An 18,929-nucleotide genomic window follows, 5' to 3' on the forward strand; every position below is an offset into this window, starting at 1 on the left:
TGGCGGAAAGATAATTCTAAGAGTTAACATCTGTATAATTGCACCCGGAATGACACGTAAATTGCAAGACATCCAAGCCCCGGTGGCCGCAGAAATGGAGGAGTTCGAAAAAAAATTTCGGCAATCCATGAAAAGTAAGGTGATGCTCCTTGATAAAATCACTGGATATATTGTGCGAAGAAAGGGCAAGCAAATGCGCCCACTTTTTGTTTTTCTTAGTGCTGGGGCCACGGGTAAGATAAGTGAGTCTACATATAGAGGTGCTTCGCTTATCGAGTTGCTTCACACTGCATCACTTGTGCATGATGATGTAGTGGATGATTCGTCTACACGAAGAGGCTTTTTCTCTATCAATGCGCTTTGGAAAAATAAGATAGCTGTTCTTGTCGGAGACTTCCTACTTTCCAGAGGTCTCATTCTTTCCATGGAGAATAATGATATCAACCTATTGAAGATTACTACAGAAGCAGTGAAGGAAATGAGCGAGGGAGAGCTTTTGCAAATGGAAAAGGCTCGTAAGCTTGATATCAGTGAAGAAGTTTATTATGAAGTGATTCGACAAAAAACAGCAAGTCTAATTACTTCTTGTTGCAAGGTTGGTGCAGCTTCCGGAGGAGCTGATGAAGAAAATATCGAAAAAATGGGCGAATTTGGATTGGCAGTAGGCATGGCATTCCAGATTAAGGACGATTTATTTGATTATGGCACCTTCGAAATTGGCAAACCAAGAGGAATAGATATCAAAGAAAAGAAGATGACGCTTCCGCTAATTTATGCGCTTAATCATGCTTCTAAGCTGGAAAGAAAAAGGATAAAGAAACTGGTAAAACGAGCTGAAAAGAGACCAAAGCTTGTTCATGAGGTTATCGATTTTGTGAAAGCTTCCGGCGGGATAGATTATGCCATCTCAGTCATGGAAAATTATCATCAAAAAGCTAAAGATATTCTACAAACCCTCCCTGACTCCCAATATCGCAACTCGCTTGAAGATTTGGTTCAATTTACCATTGAGCGTACGAAGTAATCAGCTAAAAAATAAGCTTCTGATTCCTTCTATTATCAAAATCACGAGAATCAAAATCATAACAACAGCGGCCGCCCCTGCTACTTCGGGAGTACCGACTTGATTTTCTGTAATTCCGTATGCTGCCCAAGCGACAACTCCACCAAAGATCGGATCTCGGTAGCGAATGATCATAACCGTACCTACTGCCCCTGCCAGAGCTAATTCTACAAACACCCAAACTGTTTTTGTCATCATCCAATTATCCATTCCAATCACCGTCTGCTCTACACTAATATTGGCAAGTGTAGCCACTGTAATCCATCCTAAGTACAAGCTGAAGGGGATTCTCATAAATAGTCGATCCATTAAACCTTCAACTTTACCTGGAAGAATATGTCTATAAATACCAATCAGGGAAGTTAAGATTACTGCCATGAGTATCAGAGAGAGAGTAATGAGCTCATAGTGCCAGCAAATAATCCAAAGAATGTTTGCGGCACAGTTAACAACAAAATGTCTATTTATTCGATCAAAGGCTGCCCTGTATTTATTGCGAGGTAACAACTGATATATGGCGTAGGCTATCAAAAAGGCATAAATCAACCCCCATATTGAAAAAGTGAATCCTGCTGGAGTAAAGAGTGAAGGATACGATGCTGAAACCTCACCCGTAGTTCTTCCCCCAATTGGCAAAAAGTTGGCTAAGAAATTAACAACAAGAACTATCAAGAGAGATATGGCCGGAATGATTCGATTCATAGAACAAATTTAGGTATGAACTGCTTGGTGAAGTGTTTGTTTAAAATGGGTCAAATGAAATAGCCTTCTTATGTTTGCGGTTCTAAAAATTATAGGCGCATGAAAACGATTCAGGATTACGATTTCAAAGGAAAAAGAGCATTAATAAGGGTGGACTTTAATGTGCCTCTAAATGAGAATATGGAAGTAACTGACGAAACCAGGATTAATGCTGCTATTCCTACGTTGAAAAAAATTCTGGCTGATGGCGGCTCATGCATCCTGATGTCTCATCTTGGGCGTCCAAAAAATGGCTCGGAGGATAAATTTTCACTTCTCCATATTGTAAAAATCTTAAGTAACAAGTTAGGTGTTGAGGTGAAATTCGGTGGTGATTGTATTGGTCAATCTGCTAAAGAACTCTCACGCCAACTTAAAGATGGTGAGGTTATGCTTTTGGATAATGTGCGCTTTTACAAAGAAGAAACTGCCGGTGACGAAGCATTTGCACAAAAATTAGCATCACATGGAGACATTTATGTGAATGATGCATTTGGAACAGCACACAGAGCACACGCGTCTACAACCGTAGTAGCTAAGTTCTTTACTGAAAAATGTTGTGGGAATGTGATGCAAGCAGAGTTAGAAAATGCTCAAAGAGTACTTGGAAACGCAAAAAAGCCTTTTACAGCTATTATGGGCGGAGCCAAGATATCTGATAAAATCATGATCATTGAGCAACTATTAGATAAGGTTGATCACCTCATCATTGGAGGTGGTATGAGTTATACATTCTTTAAAGCAATGGGCGGCCAAATAGGGAATTCACTTGTAGAAGAGGATAAACTGCCTCTAGCTAAAGAACTCATAACGAAAGCTAAAGACAAAGGCGTGGATCTGCAGCTTCCTAAAGACTCTATCATTGCGGACGATTTCAACAACAATGCCAATACTCAGACTGCTGATAACTATGCTATTCCTGAAGGATGGATGGGCCTGGATGTAGGCCCTGAATCTCGTATTGTTTTTTCGGAAATAATCGAAAAGTCAAAAACAGTACTATGGAATGGTCCCATGGGCGTTTTTGAGATGAGCAACTTTGCTGAAGGAACAAATACCATCGCACAAGCTGTCGTGAAAGCAACTGAAAATGGTGGTTTCTCACTTATTGGAGGAGGTGATTCTGCAGCGGCAGTGAACAACCTGGGCTATGGAGATAAAGTATCGTATGTATCCACTGGAGGTGGTGCGCTACTCGAATATATGGAAGGTAAAGTACTCCCTGGAGTTGCCGCGTTGGAATTGTAAAAAAGCATTGGCAAATAGCTAAAGGTTCGGTATCTGATTTGTGTTAGAACCTTCATGCAAACAAATCTACTATCTCTACTAATCCTAATTTTTCTCTTTGGATGTGTCTCGTATGGAGAAACAACAAAGTCTGATTTTTCTCCACTGAAGCAAATCACATGCGAGGAGAAACCAAAAGAAATTTATCTATTCATGGAGAATGAAAAGGTGGATTTTGAATACGAAAGAATAGGTTTGATAGAAGTACAGGGTGGTCAATACGTTTCGCTAACAGAAGTAACAAATGAGTTAAAATTCAAAGCTTGGGAAAACTGCGCAAACGGAATTTTAAACGTATCTCAAGGTAATACGATACGAGCATCAGGAACCGCCTTTGTTGATGAAAGTGAAGACTTATATTCATCCAAGGTATTAACAGGAGTTGCCGTACGTGTGAATCTCACAGAATCCTTCAAGACTGAGCATGCTTCCAAGGCTGTTTCACTTGATTTTACAGAAGAAGTAGATCAACGTAAAACGAAGGAAAGTAAAAAAGCAAATACGCAAGCAACGGTAAGCATTATCGCCGGTGTAGTTGGACTCATAGTAATCATTATAGCCGCCTGAATTTCAGATTCACCTCTTCCACTTTCTTATCTTCAATAAGAATGCGAAGTGCTTCCATGATTTGATCTTGCGTATAGCTAGCCATCAATGCACGAAGTTCTGTGATGTTTCGTGGAGCTTCTAGTACTTCTTCCACTTGATCTACCGGAACATCACTCAACTTTAGTCGCTTCTTTTTCTCCAGGTCATTGTCGCAAATGCCGCATGTCAATGATGTCTCTTCATCAAAATAATGCTGAAAAATCTGAGTTCTACAATCGCTAGATTTCATATAATCGACAACAGCACTGGCTTTTTCTTGAGCTAGTTGCCTGCGCCATTCGATCTGTTTACTATCAATTGGGAGCTTATCTGCATCCAGACGAGGCGTTAGAAATGTGATGGTAGCAGAATCTAATGCAGGTTGATAATCGATGACTTCACTGTCATTCAAAAATTTCAGCCATTTCCTTACTTGTACTTTATCAGTCTTTAGCAACGAACCAATATCCTTTTCTTTGATTTTTGAATAGCCGGCAAAGACCTCTCCCCCATACAACCGCAGCAATGTTTTGATTAGTGCATCCAATTTCGGATTAGCAATCTGAAATTTATATGTTTCACTTTTATCAAGCAAAAAGGTAATCTTCGATTGCTCGTAAAATCCTTCCGTCATTTGGATCAAACCTTCATCACTGAGTTTTTTCAAGGCTGCATATGTCTCCACAATAGGAAGATTATAGGTGTTTATAAATTGCTCATAATTAAAAGGAAAACTTGAAAACGCGTGACTCCCAATCGCCATTTTAAAATAATTAGAAAGCGCCTGGTACGTTCGTTTGATCTGATCAAGAGATACAATGGAGCGATCGGTCCGATCTTTCAACTCGTCAATATCTTGTAGGTGGTATAGCGCCACCGCGTAAGCTTTTTTTTCATCACGACCTGCACGTCCAGCCTCTTGGTAATAAGCTTCAATTGAATCCGGCAAATCCATATGAATTACGGTGCGAACATCTGGCTTATCAATGCCCATCCCGAAGGCATTAGTAGCTACCATCACCCGAACCTTACTTTGAATCCAAGCGCTTTGCTTTTCTGATCGATCCTGACCTGAAAGACCTGCATGATAATAATCAGAAGATATATTATTTCGTTTGAGCAATTCAGCTATTTCTTTTGTACGTTTTCTGCTCCTCACATAAACAACAGAAGTTCCAGGCACATTGCCCAAAATCTCAATCAACTTACCTTCCTTACTTTCCAAACTAAAAGCAGAATATGAGAGGTTTGATCTGGCAAAGCTTTTCTGAAAAACCTGGACATCTTCCATTTCAAGTTTTTCCGCAATATCCTTTTTTACCTCTTTGGTAGCTGTTGCTGTCAAGGCAATCAATCGACTGATCCCTAGCTCATTTTTGAATGAGGCGATCTCTGAATACGGAGGACGGAAATCATATCCCCATTGGGAAATACAATGCGCTTCGTCAATCGCCAATAAGGAGATATTCATCTGCCTGGCTCGCTCGATAAATATTTCAGTCTTTAAACGCTCCGGTGAGACATAGAGGAATTTAAAACCTCCATAAATGCAATTATCCAGTGTAATATCAATCTCTCTTCGACTCATCCCTGAGTAAATAGCAGCGGCTTTTATTCCCCTGCGCTGGAGTTGCTCCACCTGATCCTTCATCAGTGAAATCAATGGTGAGATAACAATGCAAATCCCATCCATTGCCATGGTTGGCACCTGAAAACAAATAGACTTACCACCTCCGGTTGGCAATAAGGCAAGCGTATCTTTTCCTTCCATCACAGAACGAACGATATCTTCCTGCATTGGGCGAAAGGAATCATATCCCCAGTATTGCTTCAGTATTTCAGATAAATTCACAATTCTAAGCTAACATTGAAAAACGGTTGATTTACACTTCAATAAAGAATTATTTTTTGTGTAAAACACAAAAGCAAAACAACTCGCAAATTCACAACAAATGACCTTTAATAAAAGACTATCTATCCTAGCCATACTTACCGTCTTACTCAATTGCAGCTATGCTCAGATAGCTCCAAAGTGGACCGTGGAGTTGAAGGGTTTAGGAACCTTTTCATCACCAAGAGCCGCCGACTTGAATAATGACGGAATAAAGGATGTCATCCTGGGATGTGGACGTGAGGAATTCGAAAAAGCAGATACAGCCGTAATCGCTCTGAATGGGAAAGACGGCTCCATGCTTTGGTACGTTGGTGCCCGTGATCAAATGTTTGGTTCCGCTGCTATTTATGACATTGATGGAGATCAGATCGATGATGTGATCATTTCCGGTCGTTCTGCTGAGTTAAAAGCCATTAGCGGAAAATCAGGGAAAATCATTTGGGAGTTTACTGAGATCTCTGAACCTAAAAAGTTGAGGGAGCTAGGCTTCTACAACTTTTACAATCCTCAGGTGATAGAAGATCAAAATGGCGATGGTAAAAAAGATATTCTTATTGCTAATGGAGGAGATGTAACTAAGAAACCAGAAGAAAAAGACCGGCCAACAGGCCAATTATTTATCATCGATGGAAAAAATGGCAAAATCATATCCCGAGCATTGATGCCGGATGAAAAAGAAATTTATTGCTCCACAGTAATTACCAAGCTTTCACCTGAAGATGAAGACTTCTCGGTAATATTTGGAACAGGCGGAGAAACCATTGGGGGAAGCATGTATATAAGTTCGCTCAAGGCCGTACGCAGCGGTGACATAAGCAAAGCAATTGCAATCGCATCCAGTCCTGAAAAAGGCTTTATTGCTCCTCCACTGCTGATAGACGTCACCAAAGATGGAACCCTTGATGTCTTAATCAATGCAGTAGACGGACGAATGATTGCCGTGGATGGAAAGTCCAAATCAATGCTTTGGCAGTCTCTAACTCCCTCGTCTGAGGCATATGGATCTATCGCTGCGGGTAATTTCTTTGAAAAGGATAAGCTCGATTTCTTTTCTGTCTATGCTTCCGGCGTTTGGCCAAATCTCACCAACTCCAAACAACGGCTCATAGATGGAACTACTGGAGAAGCTATTTTCACTGGAACCATGGGTTCTGTTCAAACCAGCACACCGATCATCGCAGACATCACCCAGGATGGGTTTGATGACGCACTCCTGAGTGTCAACATTTTTGTAGAAACCTTCCCTTTAAAAGACTATTTCAATGCTTTGGTACTTTATGATTTTAAAAACAAAAGCGTTCACCAGTTCACACGTGCACAGTTTGGATTAAATCTTGCGTCAACACCATGGGTTGGAGACCTGGATAACGATGGGAAGTTTGATATTATCTATTGCAACCACACCGAATCACGGAATGTCTTTGCTATGAATGACTTGCGTGTCAACTTGATTAAAACAGATATAGACATTAAAACTCCTGTGAAATGGGGGGCTTACATGGGCAGTGACTATGATGGAATCTTCAAGGACTAGGTAGGAAGCGAAACAGTTATTGGAACTGTTTGTTGTGTACATAAACAAATGGTATGCTTCACATCGCAAATCTTACCCTGCTAATGCTAACACTCGCACCACAAATCGTCTTTGATTTTGATACTACTACCAATCCTCAATCATGGCAAATAGTAGATGATGTAGTCATGGGTGGACGATCCAATGGAACTTTTACAATCAATAAAGAAGGTCATGGTGTTTTTTCAGGCTCAGTTTCACTAGAAAACAACGGCGGATTTTCATCCGTACGGCACAATACTCAAATTGATAAAGTGTCTCCATTGGATAAAGTCCAAATCCGGCTGAAAGGTGATGGTAAAAAATATCAATTTAGGGTAAAACAGAATTCAAGAACTTATTACTCTTACATATATACGTTTCGGACCTCTGGAGAATGGGAAGAAATAGAAATCCCCTTAAGTGAGATGTATCCTTCATTTAGAGGAAGAGCGTTAAATTCTCCCAACTTCTCCCACGATACCATTCGTGAAGTCACTTTTTTAATAGGCAATAAAAAGGCTCAGGACTTTAAACTTACCATCGATAAAATTCAGATTATACACTAGCGTCAAATCAACATTTTGATTAGCGGTAGCAATAACCGTAAAAAGGGGATTAGCTTTAAAACATAATCTAAACCTCTTATTATGCTACCTACTCATACAATAAAGCACATCCGGACTTTTTTGTTCGCATGCTTGCTGCCAACTTTTTTCTATGCCTCAGGACAAGGTTTTGAAGGCTATTATCAGTTTCCTGATATATACAATGATCAAATCGTTTTCTCTGCTGAGGGAGACCTTTGGTCAGTTTCACTTGACGGTGGTCTGGCTCAACGACTAACGACGCATGCTGAGGAAGAGATGTATCCTTCATTCTCGCCAGATGGTAAAACAATTCTCTTTTCAGCAAGCTATGAAGGTCCGCTAGAAGTATACACCATGCCGACAAATGGCGGGCTGACCACACGATGGACCTATGAAAGTGATGCCTCAATAGCAACTACCTGGTCACCTCAAGGAGAGGTTGTATATGCGACATGGGCCTATAACAAAAAGCCGGATAATCGACTGGTGAAAATAAATCTCACTTCAAAAGTAAAGACACCAATACCACTAGATCAGGCAAGTGAAGCCAGCTACAATGCGGATGGATCTGCTCTTTTCTTTGTCCGTCCTGCTTATCATAGAAACGTAACTAAAAGATATGAAGGTGGCACCGCGCGTCAGGTATGGAAGTTTACATCCGGTGCCGAAGCAGTCAAGCTCACCACTAATCATGAAGGTGAGAGCCACCACCCCATGTGGCACAGTGATCGAGTGTACTTCATCTCAGATCGAGACGGAACGATGAACATCTGGTCCATGGATGAAAATGGTGGAGACAAAAAGCAACACACCACACACGCCGAATTCGATGTGAGATATGCAAATGCCTCCAATGGCAACATTGTCTATCAAATGGGTGCAGATCTATGGAAATACAATATTGCATCTAACAGTTCACAAAAAATTAATATCACATTGGCTACCGACCTGGATCAGCTGCGTGAAAAATGGGAAGAAAACCCTTCACAATACATAACCTCGGTAAATCCTGATAAAGACGGGAGTAAAATCGCAATTACAGCAAGGGGACGTGTTTTTGTAGTGCCTGTTAAAGGAGGCCGAATGATCTCCTTTACCGACAAAAAAGATGTTAGATATCGTGACGCAACATTCTCTAGTGATGGAAAATCCGTCATTGCACTATCAGATGAAAGCGGAGAGTTCGAGTTTGTTCAGATGCCAGGTGATGGACTTGGTAGTGAAAAAGCAATAACCACTGATGGTAATCTGCTTAGGTACGCCGGGATTCCATCTCCGGATGGTAAATGGATCGCCTATGATGACCTTGAGAGTAACATGTACATTCTCAATATGGCATCAGGTGTAAGCACTAAGATTTCCACAAACCAGGAAGGGATTTGGGATTTCTCATGGTCTCCGGACAGTCAATGGATCGGGTACGTTCAGGCTGCAGCAAACAGCATGGCTCAAATACGTATTCACAATGTAAGAACAAATGCCAACTTTGATTTGACTACAGATCGAGCCAATAGTTTTAATCCCAGATGGAGCCCTGATGGGAAGTTTATTTACTTCATTTCTGATCGAAACTTCACAACTTTAGTTGGTAGCCCTTGGGGAACGCGACAACCAGAACCGTACTTTGATGTAAGTGAAAAGGTTTATCACATAGCTCTTCAGAAAGGCACTCGTTCTCCCTTCAGACCTAATGATGAATTATATACCGGCGAAGAAGAAAGCCCGAAGAAGGAAGAGCCTAAAAAAGGAAAGAAAGGCAAGGACAGTGAAGAATCTTCAGATGAATTAAATGTACAAATTGATCAAAATGGAATCCAGGAACGATTGATTGCTGTACCCATTAAACCAGGAAACTACCGCGCGCTAGCCGTCAATGACAAGGCACTCTATTTGATTTCCAGAAGTACAGGCGTCAATGCCAGCAGTGATTTGGTAGTAGCCAAAATCACCAATGAAGAGGTGAGCACTAAAACGATGGTGAGTGATATCAATAGATACAGCCTTACGCAAGATGGCAAAAAATTGATGATTGCCAAGAGTAGAAACTTCTATATGGTGGATGCAGGTACTGGCTCAATCGGAGATCTCAGCGATAGTAAAATAGACTTAAGCGGATGGAAGTTTCCTATTAACCCTAGAGATGATTGGAAGCAAATATTCACCGACGCATGGCGAATGGAGCGAGATTATTTCTATGATAAAAACATGCACGGTGTTGACTGGGATGCAATGCATGCGAAGTATCTTCCATTGGTCAATCGAGTGACCACCCGAAATGAATTGTCTGATCTTATTGGGCGATTTGTTGGCGAGCTTTCTGCATTACATACAAGCGTCCGAGGCGGGGATACCAGAAGTGACGACAAAAACATTTCGGTTGCGAACCTTGGAGGCATGTTTACTCGCGATGAATCTGCAGGTGGTTATCGGATTGACTACATATACAAGGTAGATCCAGACTATCCAGACGAAAAATCACCCCTGGATGATCCATATCTGGATGTGAAAGAAGGAGACATTATTACCAGTGTGAATGGCCGAGGTGCGCTTTCTGCCAATGATATAGGTGAACTGATTCGCAATCAAGTTGGCAAACAGGTAAGATTAGCCGTCAAGCGAGGATCAAGTGTAAGAGATATCATTGTGACTCCAATAGGAAGTTCTTTCAACCTAAGGTATCGAGATTGGGAATATGGCAATAGGAAGTATGTGGATCAGCAGTCTCAAAGCAAAATCGGCTACTTGCATTTAAGGGCGATGGGCAGCAATGACATTAATCAGTTCTATCGCGAATTCTATCCGGTATTCAATCGTCAAGGATTGATCATTGATGTACGCTACAACTGGGGAGGAAACATCGATAGTTTCATTCTGGAAAAGCTGCTTAGAAAAGCATGGATGTATTGGAAAGGAAGATCGGGTGAACCATACTGGAACATGCCGTATTCCTTCAGAGGTCATTTGGCAGTGCTTGTAAATGAAAACACCTACTCCGACGGAGAAGCCTTTGCTGATGGGTTTAGAGCGTTAGGTTTAGGCCAAACAATAGGTACGCGAACATGGGGCGGTGAAATATGGCTGAGCAGTGTCAATAGGTTAAGTGATGGCGGACTGGCACGTGCACCAATGTTTGGTGTGTATGGAGATGGTGAATGGCGCATTGAAGGACGTGGTTTTGAGCCAGACATTGAAATTGATAATCTTCCGAATGCCACCTTTAATGGAAGCGACGCTCAATTGGATAAGGCAATTGAACATTTAATGCAAAAGATCAAAGGCGATCCGCGACCGGTGCCCGCTCCTCCGGCCTATCCAGACAAGTCTTTTAAAAACAATAAGAAAAATTAGCATAGAAAAGCCTCACGAATTGTGAGGCTTTTTTTTATTTCATCTCTACGACCAAATCATCTTGCTCTACCAACTCACCCGATTGAAGGTGAATTTTCTTCACAGTTCCCGCTACTGAAGAAGAAACTGTTGTCTCCATCTTCATGGCCTCAATCACGAATAGCACGTCATCTTTCTTCACCTTGTCTCCTTCCTTCACCTGGATCTCTGCAATCTTTCCCTGAAGAGGAGAGCCTATTTCATTGTCAGCTTCTGCTTTCTTATTTGATATTTTTTGAACAGCTACGTGCTTATCTCGAATGCTTATCCTCCTTGTTTGTCCATTCAGCTTAAACGAAACCGTGCGCATTCCCTCTTCGTCTGGCTCAGTGATGTAGCCCATCTCAATGATGATGTTCTTGCCTTTAGCAATCTCTACAATAATCTCCTCTCCTCGCTTCATCCCGTAGAAGAATACAGGCGTTGGCAAATGAGTGACCTCATCGTAAACCTGAACGTGCTGATAGTATTCTTTGAAAACCTTTGGGTAGAGTTTGAAGGAAAGAAAATCATCTATATCTGTCAAGGGAAACTCTTTCTGAAACGTAGCAAATTCTTTATCAAAATCCACCGGTTCCATATTGTCATTGGCTCGACCTTGAAGTGGTTTCTGATTTTTCAAAATCAGCTTGCTGATCTCCGATGGAAAACCGCCATGTGGCTGACCCAGGTCTCCTTTGAAAAAACCGACAACAGATTCAGGAAACGAAAGTGTGTCCCCTTTTTCGAAGATGTCTTCTGCCTTTAGGTCATTGGCTGTCATAAACATGGCCATGTCTCCAACCACCTTCGATGATGGAGTCACCTTCACTATGTCACCAAATAACTCGTTTACTATTTCATAATTTTTCTTGATGGTTTCGAACTTATGCTCCAAACCCAGTGCGATAGCCTGTGGCCGAAGGTTGGAATACTGTCCTCCGGGTATTTCGTGATCATACACTTCGGCAGTGCCAGCTTTCAATCCAGACTCAAACGGATAATAGAACTCTCTCACATCCTCAAAATAGGCAGCGTGCTCATTGAGTGATTTCAAATTCATTGCTCGTCCTCGCTCGTGATATTGAAGCGTTGCTACCAGCGAGTTGAAATTCGGCTGTGATGTCAAACCAGACATTGATGCCAACGAAACGTCGATTATGTCAACACCTGATTCAATGGCTTTTAGATACATAGCAGCCTGCATAGAAGACGTATCATGCGTATGTAAATGAATCGGAAGATCTACCGCCTTCTTTAATTCCGAGACTAACAACTGCGCACTATAGGGTTTAAGCAATCCTGCCATGTCCTTTATTGCCAGTAGATGTGCTCCTTCATCTTCGAGCTGGCGCGCCATATCCAGATAGTATTGCAGCGTATATTTCTTCTGTTCATTATCCTGTAGTTCACCCGTATAGCAAATACACGCCTCCGCTAAAGACTCAGTTCGCTCGCGCACTGCCTTAATGCTCACTTTCATATTTTCGATCCAGTTGAGTGAATCGAAAATTCGAAAAATATCCATGCCATTCTCCGCCGTTCTTTCAATGAACTTTTCAATCAAATTATCAGGATAAGCTGTATACCCTACCCCATTCGATCCTCTCAAAAGCATTTGAAACAGGATGTTTGGTGCTGCCTCCCGCATGAGTTTCAGCCGTTTCCATGGACTTTCTTTCAAAAATCGCATGGATACATCGAAGGTTGCTCCTCCCCACATCTCCATGGAAAAGACCTCCGGATTTTGCTGTGCATAGCTGGCGACTACCTTGAGCATATCTTCCGTACGGAATCTTGTAGCCAACAACGATTGATGTGCATCTCGCCAGGTAGTATCTGTAAAGTGAACTTTTGGGTCGCTTTTGATGGATTGTACAAATTTGTCCCGACCCAACTTCTTTAATATATCTCTGGAACCTTTCGGAGGTACTACGCCTTTCTCAAATGCCGGAAGCTTTGGCATACGAAAAGTCCGATTGGGATCGAAAGACTTTACGTCTGGACTGCCATTTACCGAAACCTCTCCAATGTAGTTGAGTGTCTTAGTGCCTCGATCAAAGCTTTTCTTGATTTGAAACAACTCCGGGTGGTTGTCAATGAAGTTGACAGTAGCCTTCCCAGTGAAAAAATCTTCGGTGTAAATCACATTCTCTAGAAAGCCAATATTGGTCTTTACACCCCGCACCCTAAACTCACGCAATGCGCGATGCAATCGCTGCGCACTTCCTTTGAGTGTCCTGCCTTTTGCCGTTACCTTGACAAGTAAAGAATCAAAGAACGGAGAGATTTTTACTCCGTTGTAGACATTTCCAGCATCAAGTCTAATTCCAAAGCCGCCCGCACTTCGATAGGCAATGATGGTACCATAATCCGGCTTGAAGCCATTGGTCGGGTCTTCAGTAGTGACTCTGCACTGAACAGCAAAACCGCGTGTTTGAATATCACCCTGTGAATGGATAAATATCTGCGGGTGAGAAAGCTTACAACCAGAAGCAATCAAAATTTGTGAACGTACGATATCAATTCCAGTCACTTCCTCAGTAATGGTATGCTCCACCTGAACACGAGGATTCACTTCAATGAAATAGATATTCTCATCGGGGTCCACCAGGAATTCAACCGTTCCGGCATTGTTGTAATTAACCTGCTTCGCAATCTTCAACGCATATTCATACAACTTTTCACGGGTCGAATCCTTTAATCCAACACTTGGGGCTACTTCAACTACTTTCTGAAAGCGACGCTGTACCGAGCAATCACGCTCGTAGAGATGCACAATGTTCCCTTCATTGTCCGCTAGGATTTGCACTTCAATGTGCTTAGGATTTTCTACATACTTTTCCAGGAAAATGGTATCATCTCCAAAAGCTTTGCCGGCTTCAGACTTTGCTTCATTAAACGATTTAATCAATGATTGCTCATCGCGTACCACACGCATACCACGCCCTCCTCCTCCAGCGGCTGCCTTCAATATGACTGGATATCCAATGCGTTTGGCTTCCTTTTTGGCGATCTCTTCACTCGATAAGACCTCCTTATTATCTTCAATCACTGGGACCTCCGCTGCTCGCGCAACTTTCTTGGCCATCACTTTATCACCTAGTTGTGACATAACTTCTGGCTCAGGTCCTATAAATGTGATGCCTTCTTCTCTACATCTTTTAGCAAACGTCACATTCTCAGAAAGAAAACCATATCCCGGATGTATGGCGTCTACACCGTTCTCTTTGGCAACTAATAGGATCTCTTCAATATCAAGATATGGTTTCAAAGGCTCTTCATTGGGGCCAATCTGATATGCCTCATCGGCTTTGTAGCGGTGCAAAGAATACCGATCTTCATAGGTATAGACAGCTACTGACCGAATGTGCAGCTCTGATATTGCACGAAGTACTCGAATGCCAATCTCCCCACGATTGGCTACCATGATCTTCTTGAAGAACTTTTGATTTTCCATACGCGACGGAAATTAAAGAAATCACAAGACAATCCATAAACTATGTAGACCACTACATTTATTTTATATATATTAGTGTAGTCAACTACATATATATGAAATATGATTTTGTAAATGAGCTGGGATATTTAGGACTGGCCGTTCGCCTGAAGCGCTTAAGTGAAGCCATGGTACACAGTGGTCGGCAGATGTATAAGACCCTGGGTAAGGATATTGAACCCAATTGGTTCCTGATATTTAAGCTTCTGAAGAAGTATGAGCAGCTTTCTGTCACGGAAATGGCTGCTAAACTCCACTTCTCACACCCTTCAATTATCACAATGGTGAGTAAGATGGAAAAGGCCGGATACCTCCTTTCTACTGTCGATAAGACAGATTCCCGTAAAAAGAACTTTACCCTTTCTGAAAAGGCTAAAGACAACCTTCCCTCATTTGAGCAAATATGGGAAGCTGGCATTGAAGGCACTAAAAAGCTCTTTGGAGAAGATAGCAACTTCATGGATCAGCTGGAATCGTTGGAAATACTCTACAGCCAACAAGATTTTAAAACACGCACTTTAAACGAACTAGATAATGAATAACTCACTAGACTTTACCGCTAAGCACTTCGCAGAACTCCTGAATAAAACTTCAGATTTGGTCTTGAACCAGCATGCCAATATGGAGGAAAAGAAAGCCTATCATTATTACCCACAAGCGGAAGTAGAAGCTTGGTTTGATGAAAACTTACCTCAAAATGGCATGGCCCCAGAGCTAGTATTGGATCTTTTCAAAGACAAGGTAATGGACACGGCCACCAACAACCTGGGTCCATATATGTATGCGTACGTCATGGCCGGTGGATCGCAGATGTCTCTGTTGGCAGAAAAGCTTACAGCAACTATTAATCAAAATGTGGGAAAATGGCACCTAGGTCCGGCGGTAAGTGAAATAGAAAAAAGGGTGGTGCAATGGACCGGGGAGCTAACTACCTTCGGGAAAAACTGTGGAGGCGTAATGGTAAGTGGAGGATCTGCTGCAAATCTGGCTGGGTTAACTGTTGCAAGAAATATCTTCTTTGAGAAGCACAAAATCCGAGAGAAAGGATTGTTCGCAATGAAGCCATTCACCGTGTATGCATCTACAGAAGTGCATGGCTGTGTAGACAAAAGCATGGAAGAGCTAGGTATTGGGACAGATCAGCTGAGGAAAATTGCGGTAAATGAAGACTTCACCATTAACCTGGAAGCATTGAAAAAAGCAATCGAAGAAGATAAAACCGCTGGCTTCACGCCTTTTTGCATTGTGGGAACCGCCGGCACGGTGAATACCGGTGCCATCGACGACCTCTCTGCTTTATCAGCAATCGCTAAAGAACATGACCTATGGTTTCATATCGATGGAGCATATGGCGGCCTTCCGGCTTGCCTGGATTCCATTCAGGGAAAATACAAAGGAATTGAACAGGCAGACTCACTGGCTCTTGATTTTCATAAGTGGATGTATCAGACGTTTGAGGCCGGGTGTCTTTTGGTGAACGATTTCAGTCTTTTGCAACGTACGTATTACAAGCGTGCTTCGTACCTCGATACCAAATTGGAAGAACAGGGACGCACCAATTTCAATGAGCATTACTTTCAGCTGACGCGAAATGCCAAAGCTGTAAAAGTGTGGATGAGTTTGAAAACTTATGGCATGCAGAAGCTTCGTGCGATGATCCAAAAAGACATTGATCTTGCGCGTTATCTAGCCAATGAAGTAGAAAAAGCAGGAGACTTTGAACTAAAAAGCACTTCACACCTGGCAGTGACCTGTTTCCGATACACCAACGGCCTCACGGATGAATCAGCAATTGAAGTGCTGAATCGAAAGATGATTCCAGCGCTGGAGCGGGATGGTCGAGTATTTATTACCGGTACTACGATCAACAATCAGTTTGTGATCAGAGCCTGTCTCATCAACCACCGCATGAATGAGGGGACTGTTGATTATTTATTAAAGGTTGTGAGAGCGGTTGGGGACAGTTTGATTTAACCGCGCTTTAAACGTTTATAAGCGTTTAATAATACGGTTGAGCCGGGTTACAGTAGGTAAACTTCATGTTGAAACGTCTCATTCAGGTCTTAAAGATGACACATCTGCTATATTTGAAAGGTAGATAAACGCCATAATGTCGTTTATATTAATGTTACTTGTCATAGAGCCATGAGCAAATTTCCCATCTTACTCCTAACTTTTGGCTTCTTGGCTTGCAAGAGCTCACAAATCAGATCCGCTGACGAGCGACTCTATCAGCATGTGGACTCACTGATATCTCAGGTATTGAACTATGAATATAGTCAAGACTCTTTTGACCAACCCAGAACAGTCGCAGATACAACTCAGGTATTTGCACACCTTCACCTAAATTTCCCTAACAACCCAGAACCACGAATTTTGCTCGACGGAGAGTTCATTAAAAAAGAAGAACTTAGGAACTACAATATTGATAAAACCAGAACCATTGAACTTATGGAACCGGGTAACATGGTTTCAGCTCTTTTTGGAACAATGGGGAAGAACGGAGCAATAATTATAACAACGAAGAAATTCAAGTCGAAGAAATAAACGACAAGTAACAAATGCTAAAGTGCATATGTCAAACTGCATCTAGCAACTCTCCTGCAAGACGAACCGCAAAGCTCCGCCACTGTCAAGTTCAATTCACTTTAGCTCTTTCCTCTGCTTCTGGCCTTTGTCTTTCAAACCGAGTTTTTCACATATACTGTTGTAGGTAGAGCGCAGCTTTGCTAGCTTAGTTTTTCATCAGCAAGGTTCGGGACATACGCACCTTAGCTGAGACGTTGGCGAGCATAGAAGCTACCTGCAAAATGAGAATCATTGGAACTACCATCTTCCTTCTATCTACAACCATAGCATTTACGCAAGTGAACGAGGTTGCCGGAACGTTTTCATCTGTCAACAACAAATTTGAACGTTGGTCAGTAATGACTTTGGATCAGAATGGAACTTTCATTTACAGCTATGGAGTTGGCGGATGCCAAGCAAAAGTAACCGGAACATTTAGTGTCGATAATTCCATGCTGAAATTTGTGAATGATTCTGAATTTGCTTCAAAGGTAAATACAGAGGATATGACCACAGACTCCTTAACATACAATATTGGGACTCCTCTTTACCCCGATCTCAGTTTAGTGGACTGGAAGATTGGAAAGAATTTCATTAAACCTCTAAACTCAGTTGACTCAGGTTGTCTTGTGGAGTCAGGTAAACATAAACTCAATTGAAACGCACGCCAACAAACGCTAAAGTGCATATGTCAAACTGCATTTAGCAACTCTCCTGCTATTGAACCGCAAAGCTTCGCCTATTGAAATTTTCTAACAGAGTTTTTCACATATACTGTTGTAGGTGGGACGCAGCTTTGCTAGCTTAGTTTTTCATCAGCTAGGTTCGGGACATACGCACTTTAGCTGGGTCGTTAGGGATCATCACTCACCATGAAATTCATTCTCTATAAACTTCTTCTTAACCTTAAATGGTTTTGCTCTAATATTCTAAGATGTTACTTGGTTGGATTATGCTTTTTCCTTCCAATGCTATTTACCTCTCCTGCTACTCGACTTCCAAACAGTCAAATTCCGTATTACATGCTGCCATACATAGCTGGTCTTGCGCTTTTTTTAGCTGTTCCGCTTTGGATAATTGGATTTGGACTTAAGAAGTATCATCCCCCAACTATATGGAGACAATCTCCAAATAACACTCTTCAAGTAATATTAAATGTACTCGTCTTAACCCCTATACTTTATACTTCTTACCTTATAATTCAAGATTCATGGCATCTTAACATTATCGTTCCAATGTCATTCTCAACTATTTCCATTCTATTTCTAATTTTAATGAACAGAAGAATTACGAATGAAGATCCAGAACTTGCTAACTCACAACCTCCAAAATTAACAGCTGAAAATATGACTCCTAAACAACTAAGAGGAATGAGAATTGCTGCAGTGCTTCAAGCAGTTCTAACAATTATCTTCATGATTCTTTACTTCAGAACCAACTTCAAACTGGATGACGCTGAACGAGAACTTCAAATTCAGCAATATGAATCAGCGAACATCAATGAACACCTTCAACTACAAATCGACTCCTTAGCGACTGAACTTAATAGCTTAAAAGAAGATACAATCCCTAACAAGCGGTAAAAATGCATGTGGCTACTGCTTATCTGCCACTTCCGATGCAACTGAACCGCGATTTCTGGCTTTTGGAAAGATCTGTGCTTTCTACTTTTCTTAATTCATCTCAGAAAAATACTTGTGGAACGTGCTGTATCTGAACCGTTGTGAGTTGGAGCCTGAATCGCTACTTTAGTGCTATTAAGAAAGCTCGGGCCACACAGC

At 41.7% G+C, this 18,929-nt stretch carries 14 protein-coding genes; 11 read left to right on the forward strand and 3 right to left on the reverse strand.

What is annotated here, in order from left to right; genetic code table 11:
* Positions 1–49 precede the first annotated feature (49 nt).
* A complete protein-coding gene (locus tag ABJG98_RS08615; RefSeq protein WP_348279095.1) occupies positions 50–1,024 on the forward strand; it encodes a polyprenyl synthetase family protein in 975 nt (324 codons plus the stop codon).
* Here the strand turns inward: ABJG98_RS08615 and ABJG98_RS08620 are convergent, their stop codons facing one another.
* Positions 1,025–1,765, reverse strand: coding sequence for a TspO/MBR family protein (locus ABJG98_RS08620; protein ID WP_348279096.1), 741 nt, complete (start codon positions 1,763–1,765; stop codon positions 1,025–1,027).
* Between the two features lie 99 nt (positions 1,766–1,864).
* Between ABJG98_RS08620 and ABJG98_RS08625 the strand changes: the two genes are divergently transcribed.
* Both ABJG98_RS08625 and ABJG98_RS08630 read left to right on the forward strand, forming a co-directional pair.
* Positions 1,865–3,052 (forward strand): phosphoglycerate kinase, encoded by a 1,188-nt coding sequence (locus ABJG98_RS08625; protein ID WP_348279097.1) that lies wholly within the window; start codon positions 1,865–1,867, stop codon positions 3,050–3,052.
* A 54-nt stretch (positions 3,053–3,106) separates the two neighbouring features.
* Positions 3,107–3,658 carry a hypothetical protein gene (locus ABJG98_RS08630; protein ID WP_348279098.1) on the forward strand — a complete coding sequence of 184 codons (552 nt, stop codon included), beginning with the start codon at positions 3,107–3,109 and terminating at the stop codon, positions 3,656–3,658.
* Here the strand turns inward: ABJG98_RS08630 and ABJG98_RS08635 are convergent.
* The gene (locus ABJG98_RS08635) at positions 3,645–5,531 is read right to left on the reverse strand and encodes an ATP-dependent DNA helicase RecQ (protein ID WP_348279099.1); all 1,887 of its coding nucleotides are present in this window, start codon (positions 5,529–5,531) and stop codon (positions 3,645–3,647) included. The genes ABJG98_RS08630 and ABJG98_RS08635 overlap by 14 nt on opposite strands.
* Positions 5,532–5,631: 100 nt before the next feature.
* On the opposite strand from ABJG98_RS08635, the gene ABJG98_RS08640 reads away from it, so the two are divergent.
* From ABJG98_RS08640 to ABJG98_RS08650, 3 genes are all read left to right on the forward strand, one after another.
* The gene (locus tag ABJG98_RS08640; protein ID WP_348279100.1) at positions 5,632–7,107 is read left to right on the forward strand and encodes a PQQ-binding-like beta-propeller repeat protein; all 1,476 of its coding nucleotides are present in this window, start codon (positions 5,632–5,634) and stop codon (positions 7,105–7,107) included.
* 53 nt (positions 7,108–7,160) lie between these two features.
* Positions 7,161–7,694, forward strand: a complete 534-nt coding sequence (locus tag ABJG98_RS08645; protein ID WP_348279101.1) for a CIA30 family protein — start codon at positions 7,161–7,163, stop codon at positions 7,692–7,694.
* A gap of 81 nt (positions 7,695–7,775) precedes the next feature.
* Positions 7,776–11,063 (forward strand): S41 family peptidase, encoded by a 3,288-nt coding sequence (locus ABJG98_RS08650; RefSeq protein ID WP_348279102.1) that lies wholly within the window; start codon positions 7,776–7,778, stop codon positions 11,061–11,063.
* A gap of 34 nt (positions 11,064–11,097) precedes the next feature.
* Here the strand turns inward: ABJG98_RS08650 and ABJG98_RS08655 are convergent, their stop codons facing one another.
* The gene (locus ABJG98_RS08655) at positions 11,098–14,541 is read right to left on the reverse strand and encodes a pyruvate carboxylase (protein ID WP_348279103.1); all 3,444 of its coding nucleotides are present in this window, start codon (positions 14,539–14,541) and stop codon (positions 11,098–11,100) included.
* 95 nt (positions 14,542–14,636) lie between these two features.
* On the opposite strand from ABJG98_RS08655, the gene ABJG98_RS08660 reads away from it, so the two are divergent.
* The 5 genes from ABJG98_RS08660 to ABJG98_RS08680 all read left to right on the forward strand — a co-directional run bounded on the left by ABJG98_RS08660 (position 14,637) and on the right by ABJG98_RS08680 (position 18,731).
* Entirely contained in the window at positions 14,637–15,122 is a 486-nt protein-coding gene (locus ABJG98_RS08660; protein WP_348279104.1) for a MarR family transcriptional regulator, read from the forward strand.
* Entirely contained in the window at positions 15,115–16,554 is a 1,440-nt protein-coding gene (locus tag ABJG98_RS08665) for a pyridoxal-dependent decarboxylase (protein WP_348279105.1), read from the forward strand. Before ABJG98_RS08660 ends, ABJG98_RS08665 begins: the two co-directional genes overlap by 8 nt.
* Positions 16,555–16,725: 171 nt before the next feature.
* On the forward strand, positions 16,726–17,127 hold the full coding sequence (locus ABJG98_RS08670) for a hypothetical protein (protein ID WP_348279106.1): 402 nt from the start codon (positions 16,726–16,728) through the stop codon (positions 17,125–17,127).
* A 263-nt stretch (positions 17,128–17,390) separates the two neighbouring features.
* On the forward strand, positions 17,391–17,807 hold the full coding sequence (locus ABJG98_RS08675; protein WP_348279107.1) for a hypothetical protein: 417 nt from the start codon (positions 17,391–17,393) through the stop codon (positions 17,805–17,807).
* A gap of 213 nt (positions 17,808–18,020) precedes the next feature.
* The gene (locus ABJG98_RS08680) at positions 18,021–18,731 is read left to right on the forward strand and encodes a hypothetical protein (protein WP_348279108.1); all 711 of its coding nucleotides are present in this window, start codon (positions 18,021–18,023) and stop codon (positions 18,729–18,731) included.
* Positions 18,732–18,929: the final 198 nt, after the last annotated feature.

Source organism: Ekhidna sp., assembly GCF_039960695.1.
GTDB lineage: Bacteria > Bacteroidota > Bacteroidia > Cytophagales > Cyclobacteriaceae > Ekhidna.

Coding starts and splice junctions, on each gene's coding strand:
- ABJG98_RS08645 (WP_348279101.1), top strand. CDS start 7,161: ATGCTTCACATCGCAAATCTTACCCTGCTAATGCTAACACTCGCACCA.
- ABJG98_RS08660 (WP_348279104.1), top strand. CDS start 14,637: ATGAAATATGATTTTGTAAATGAGCTGGGATATTTAGGACTGGCCGTT.
- ABJG98_RS08650 (WP_348279102.1), top strand. CDS start 7,776: ATGCTACCTACTCATACAATAAAGCACATCCGGACTTTTTTGTTCGCA.
- ABJG98_RS08665 (WP_348279105.1), top strand. CDS start 15,115: ATGAATAACTCACTAGACTTTACCGCTAAGCACTTCGCAGAACTCCTG.
- ABJG98_RS08680 (WP_348279108.1), top strand. CDS start 18,021: ATGAAATTCATTCTCTATAAACTTCTTCTTAACCTTAAATGGTTTTGC.
- ABJG98_RS08630 (WP_348279098.1), top strand. CDS start 3,107: ATGCAAACAAATCTACTATCTCTACTAATCCTAATTTTTCTCTTTGGA.
- ABJG98_RS08655 (WP_348279103.1), bottom strand. CDS start 14,541: ATGGAAAATCAAAAGTTCTTCAAGAAGATCATGGTAGCCAATCGTGGG.
- ABJG98_RS08615 (WP_348279095.1), top strand. CDS start 50: ATGACACGTAAATTGCAAGACATCCAAGCCCCGGTGGCCGCAGAAATG.
- ABJG98_RS08620 (WP_348279096.1), bottom strand. CDS start 1,765: ATGAATCGAATCATTCCGGCCATATCTCTCTTGATAGTTCTTGTTGTT.
- ABJG98_RS08625 (WP_348279097.1), top strand. CDS start 1,865: ATGAAAACGATTCAGGATTACGATTTCAAAGGAAAAAGAGCATTAATA.
- ABJG98_RS08640 (WP_348279100.1), top strand. CDS start 5,632: ATGACCTTTAATAAAAGACTATCTATCCTAGCCATACTTACCGTCTTA.
- ABJG98_RS08675 (WP_348279107.1), top strand. CDS start 17,391: ATGAGAATCATTGGAACTACCATCTTCCTTCTATCTACAACCATAGCA.
- ABJG98_RS08670 (WP_348279106.1), top strand. CDS start 16,726: ATGAGCAAATTTCCCATCTTACTCCTAACTTTTGGCTTCTTGGCTTGC.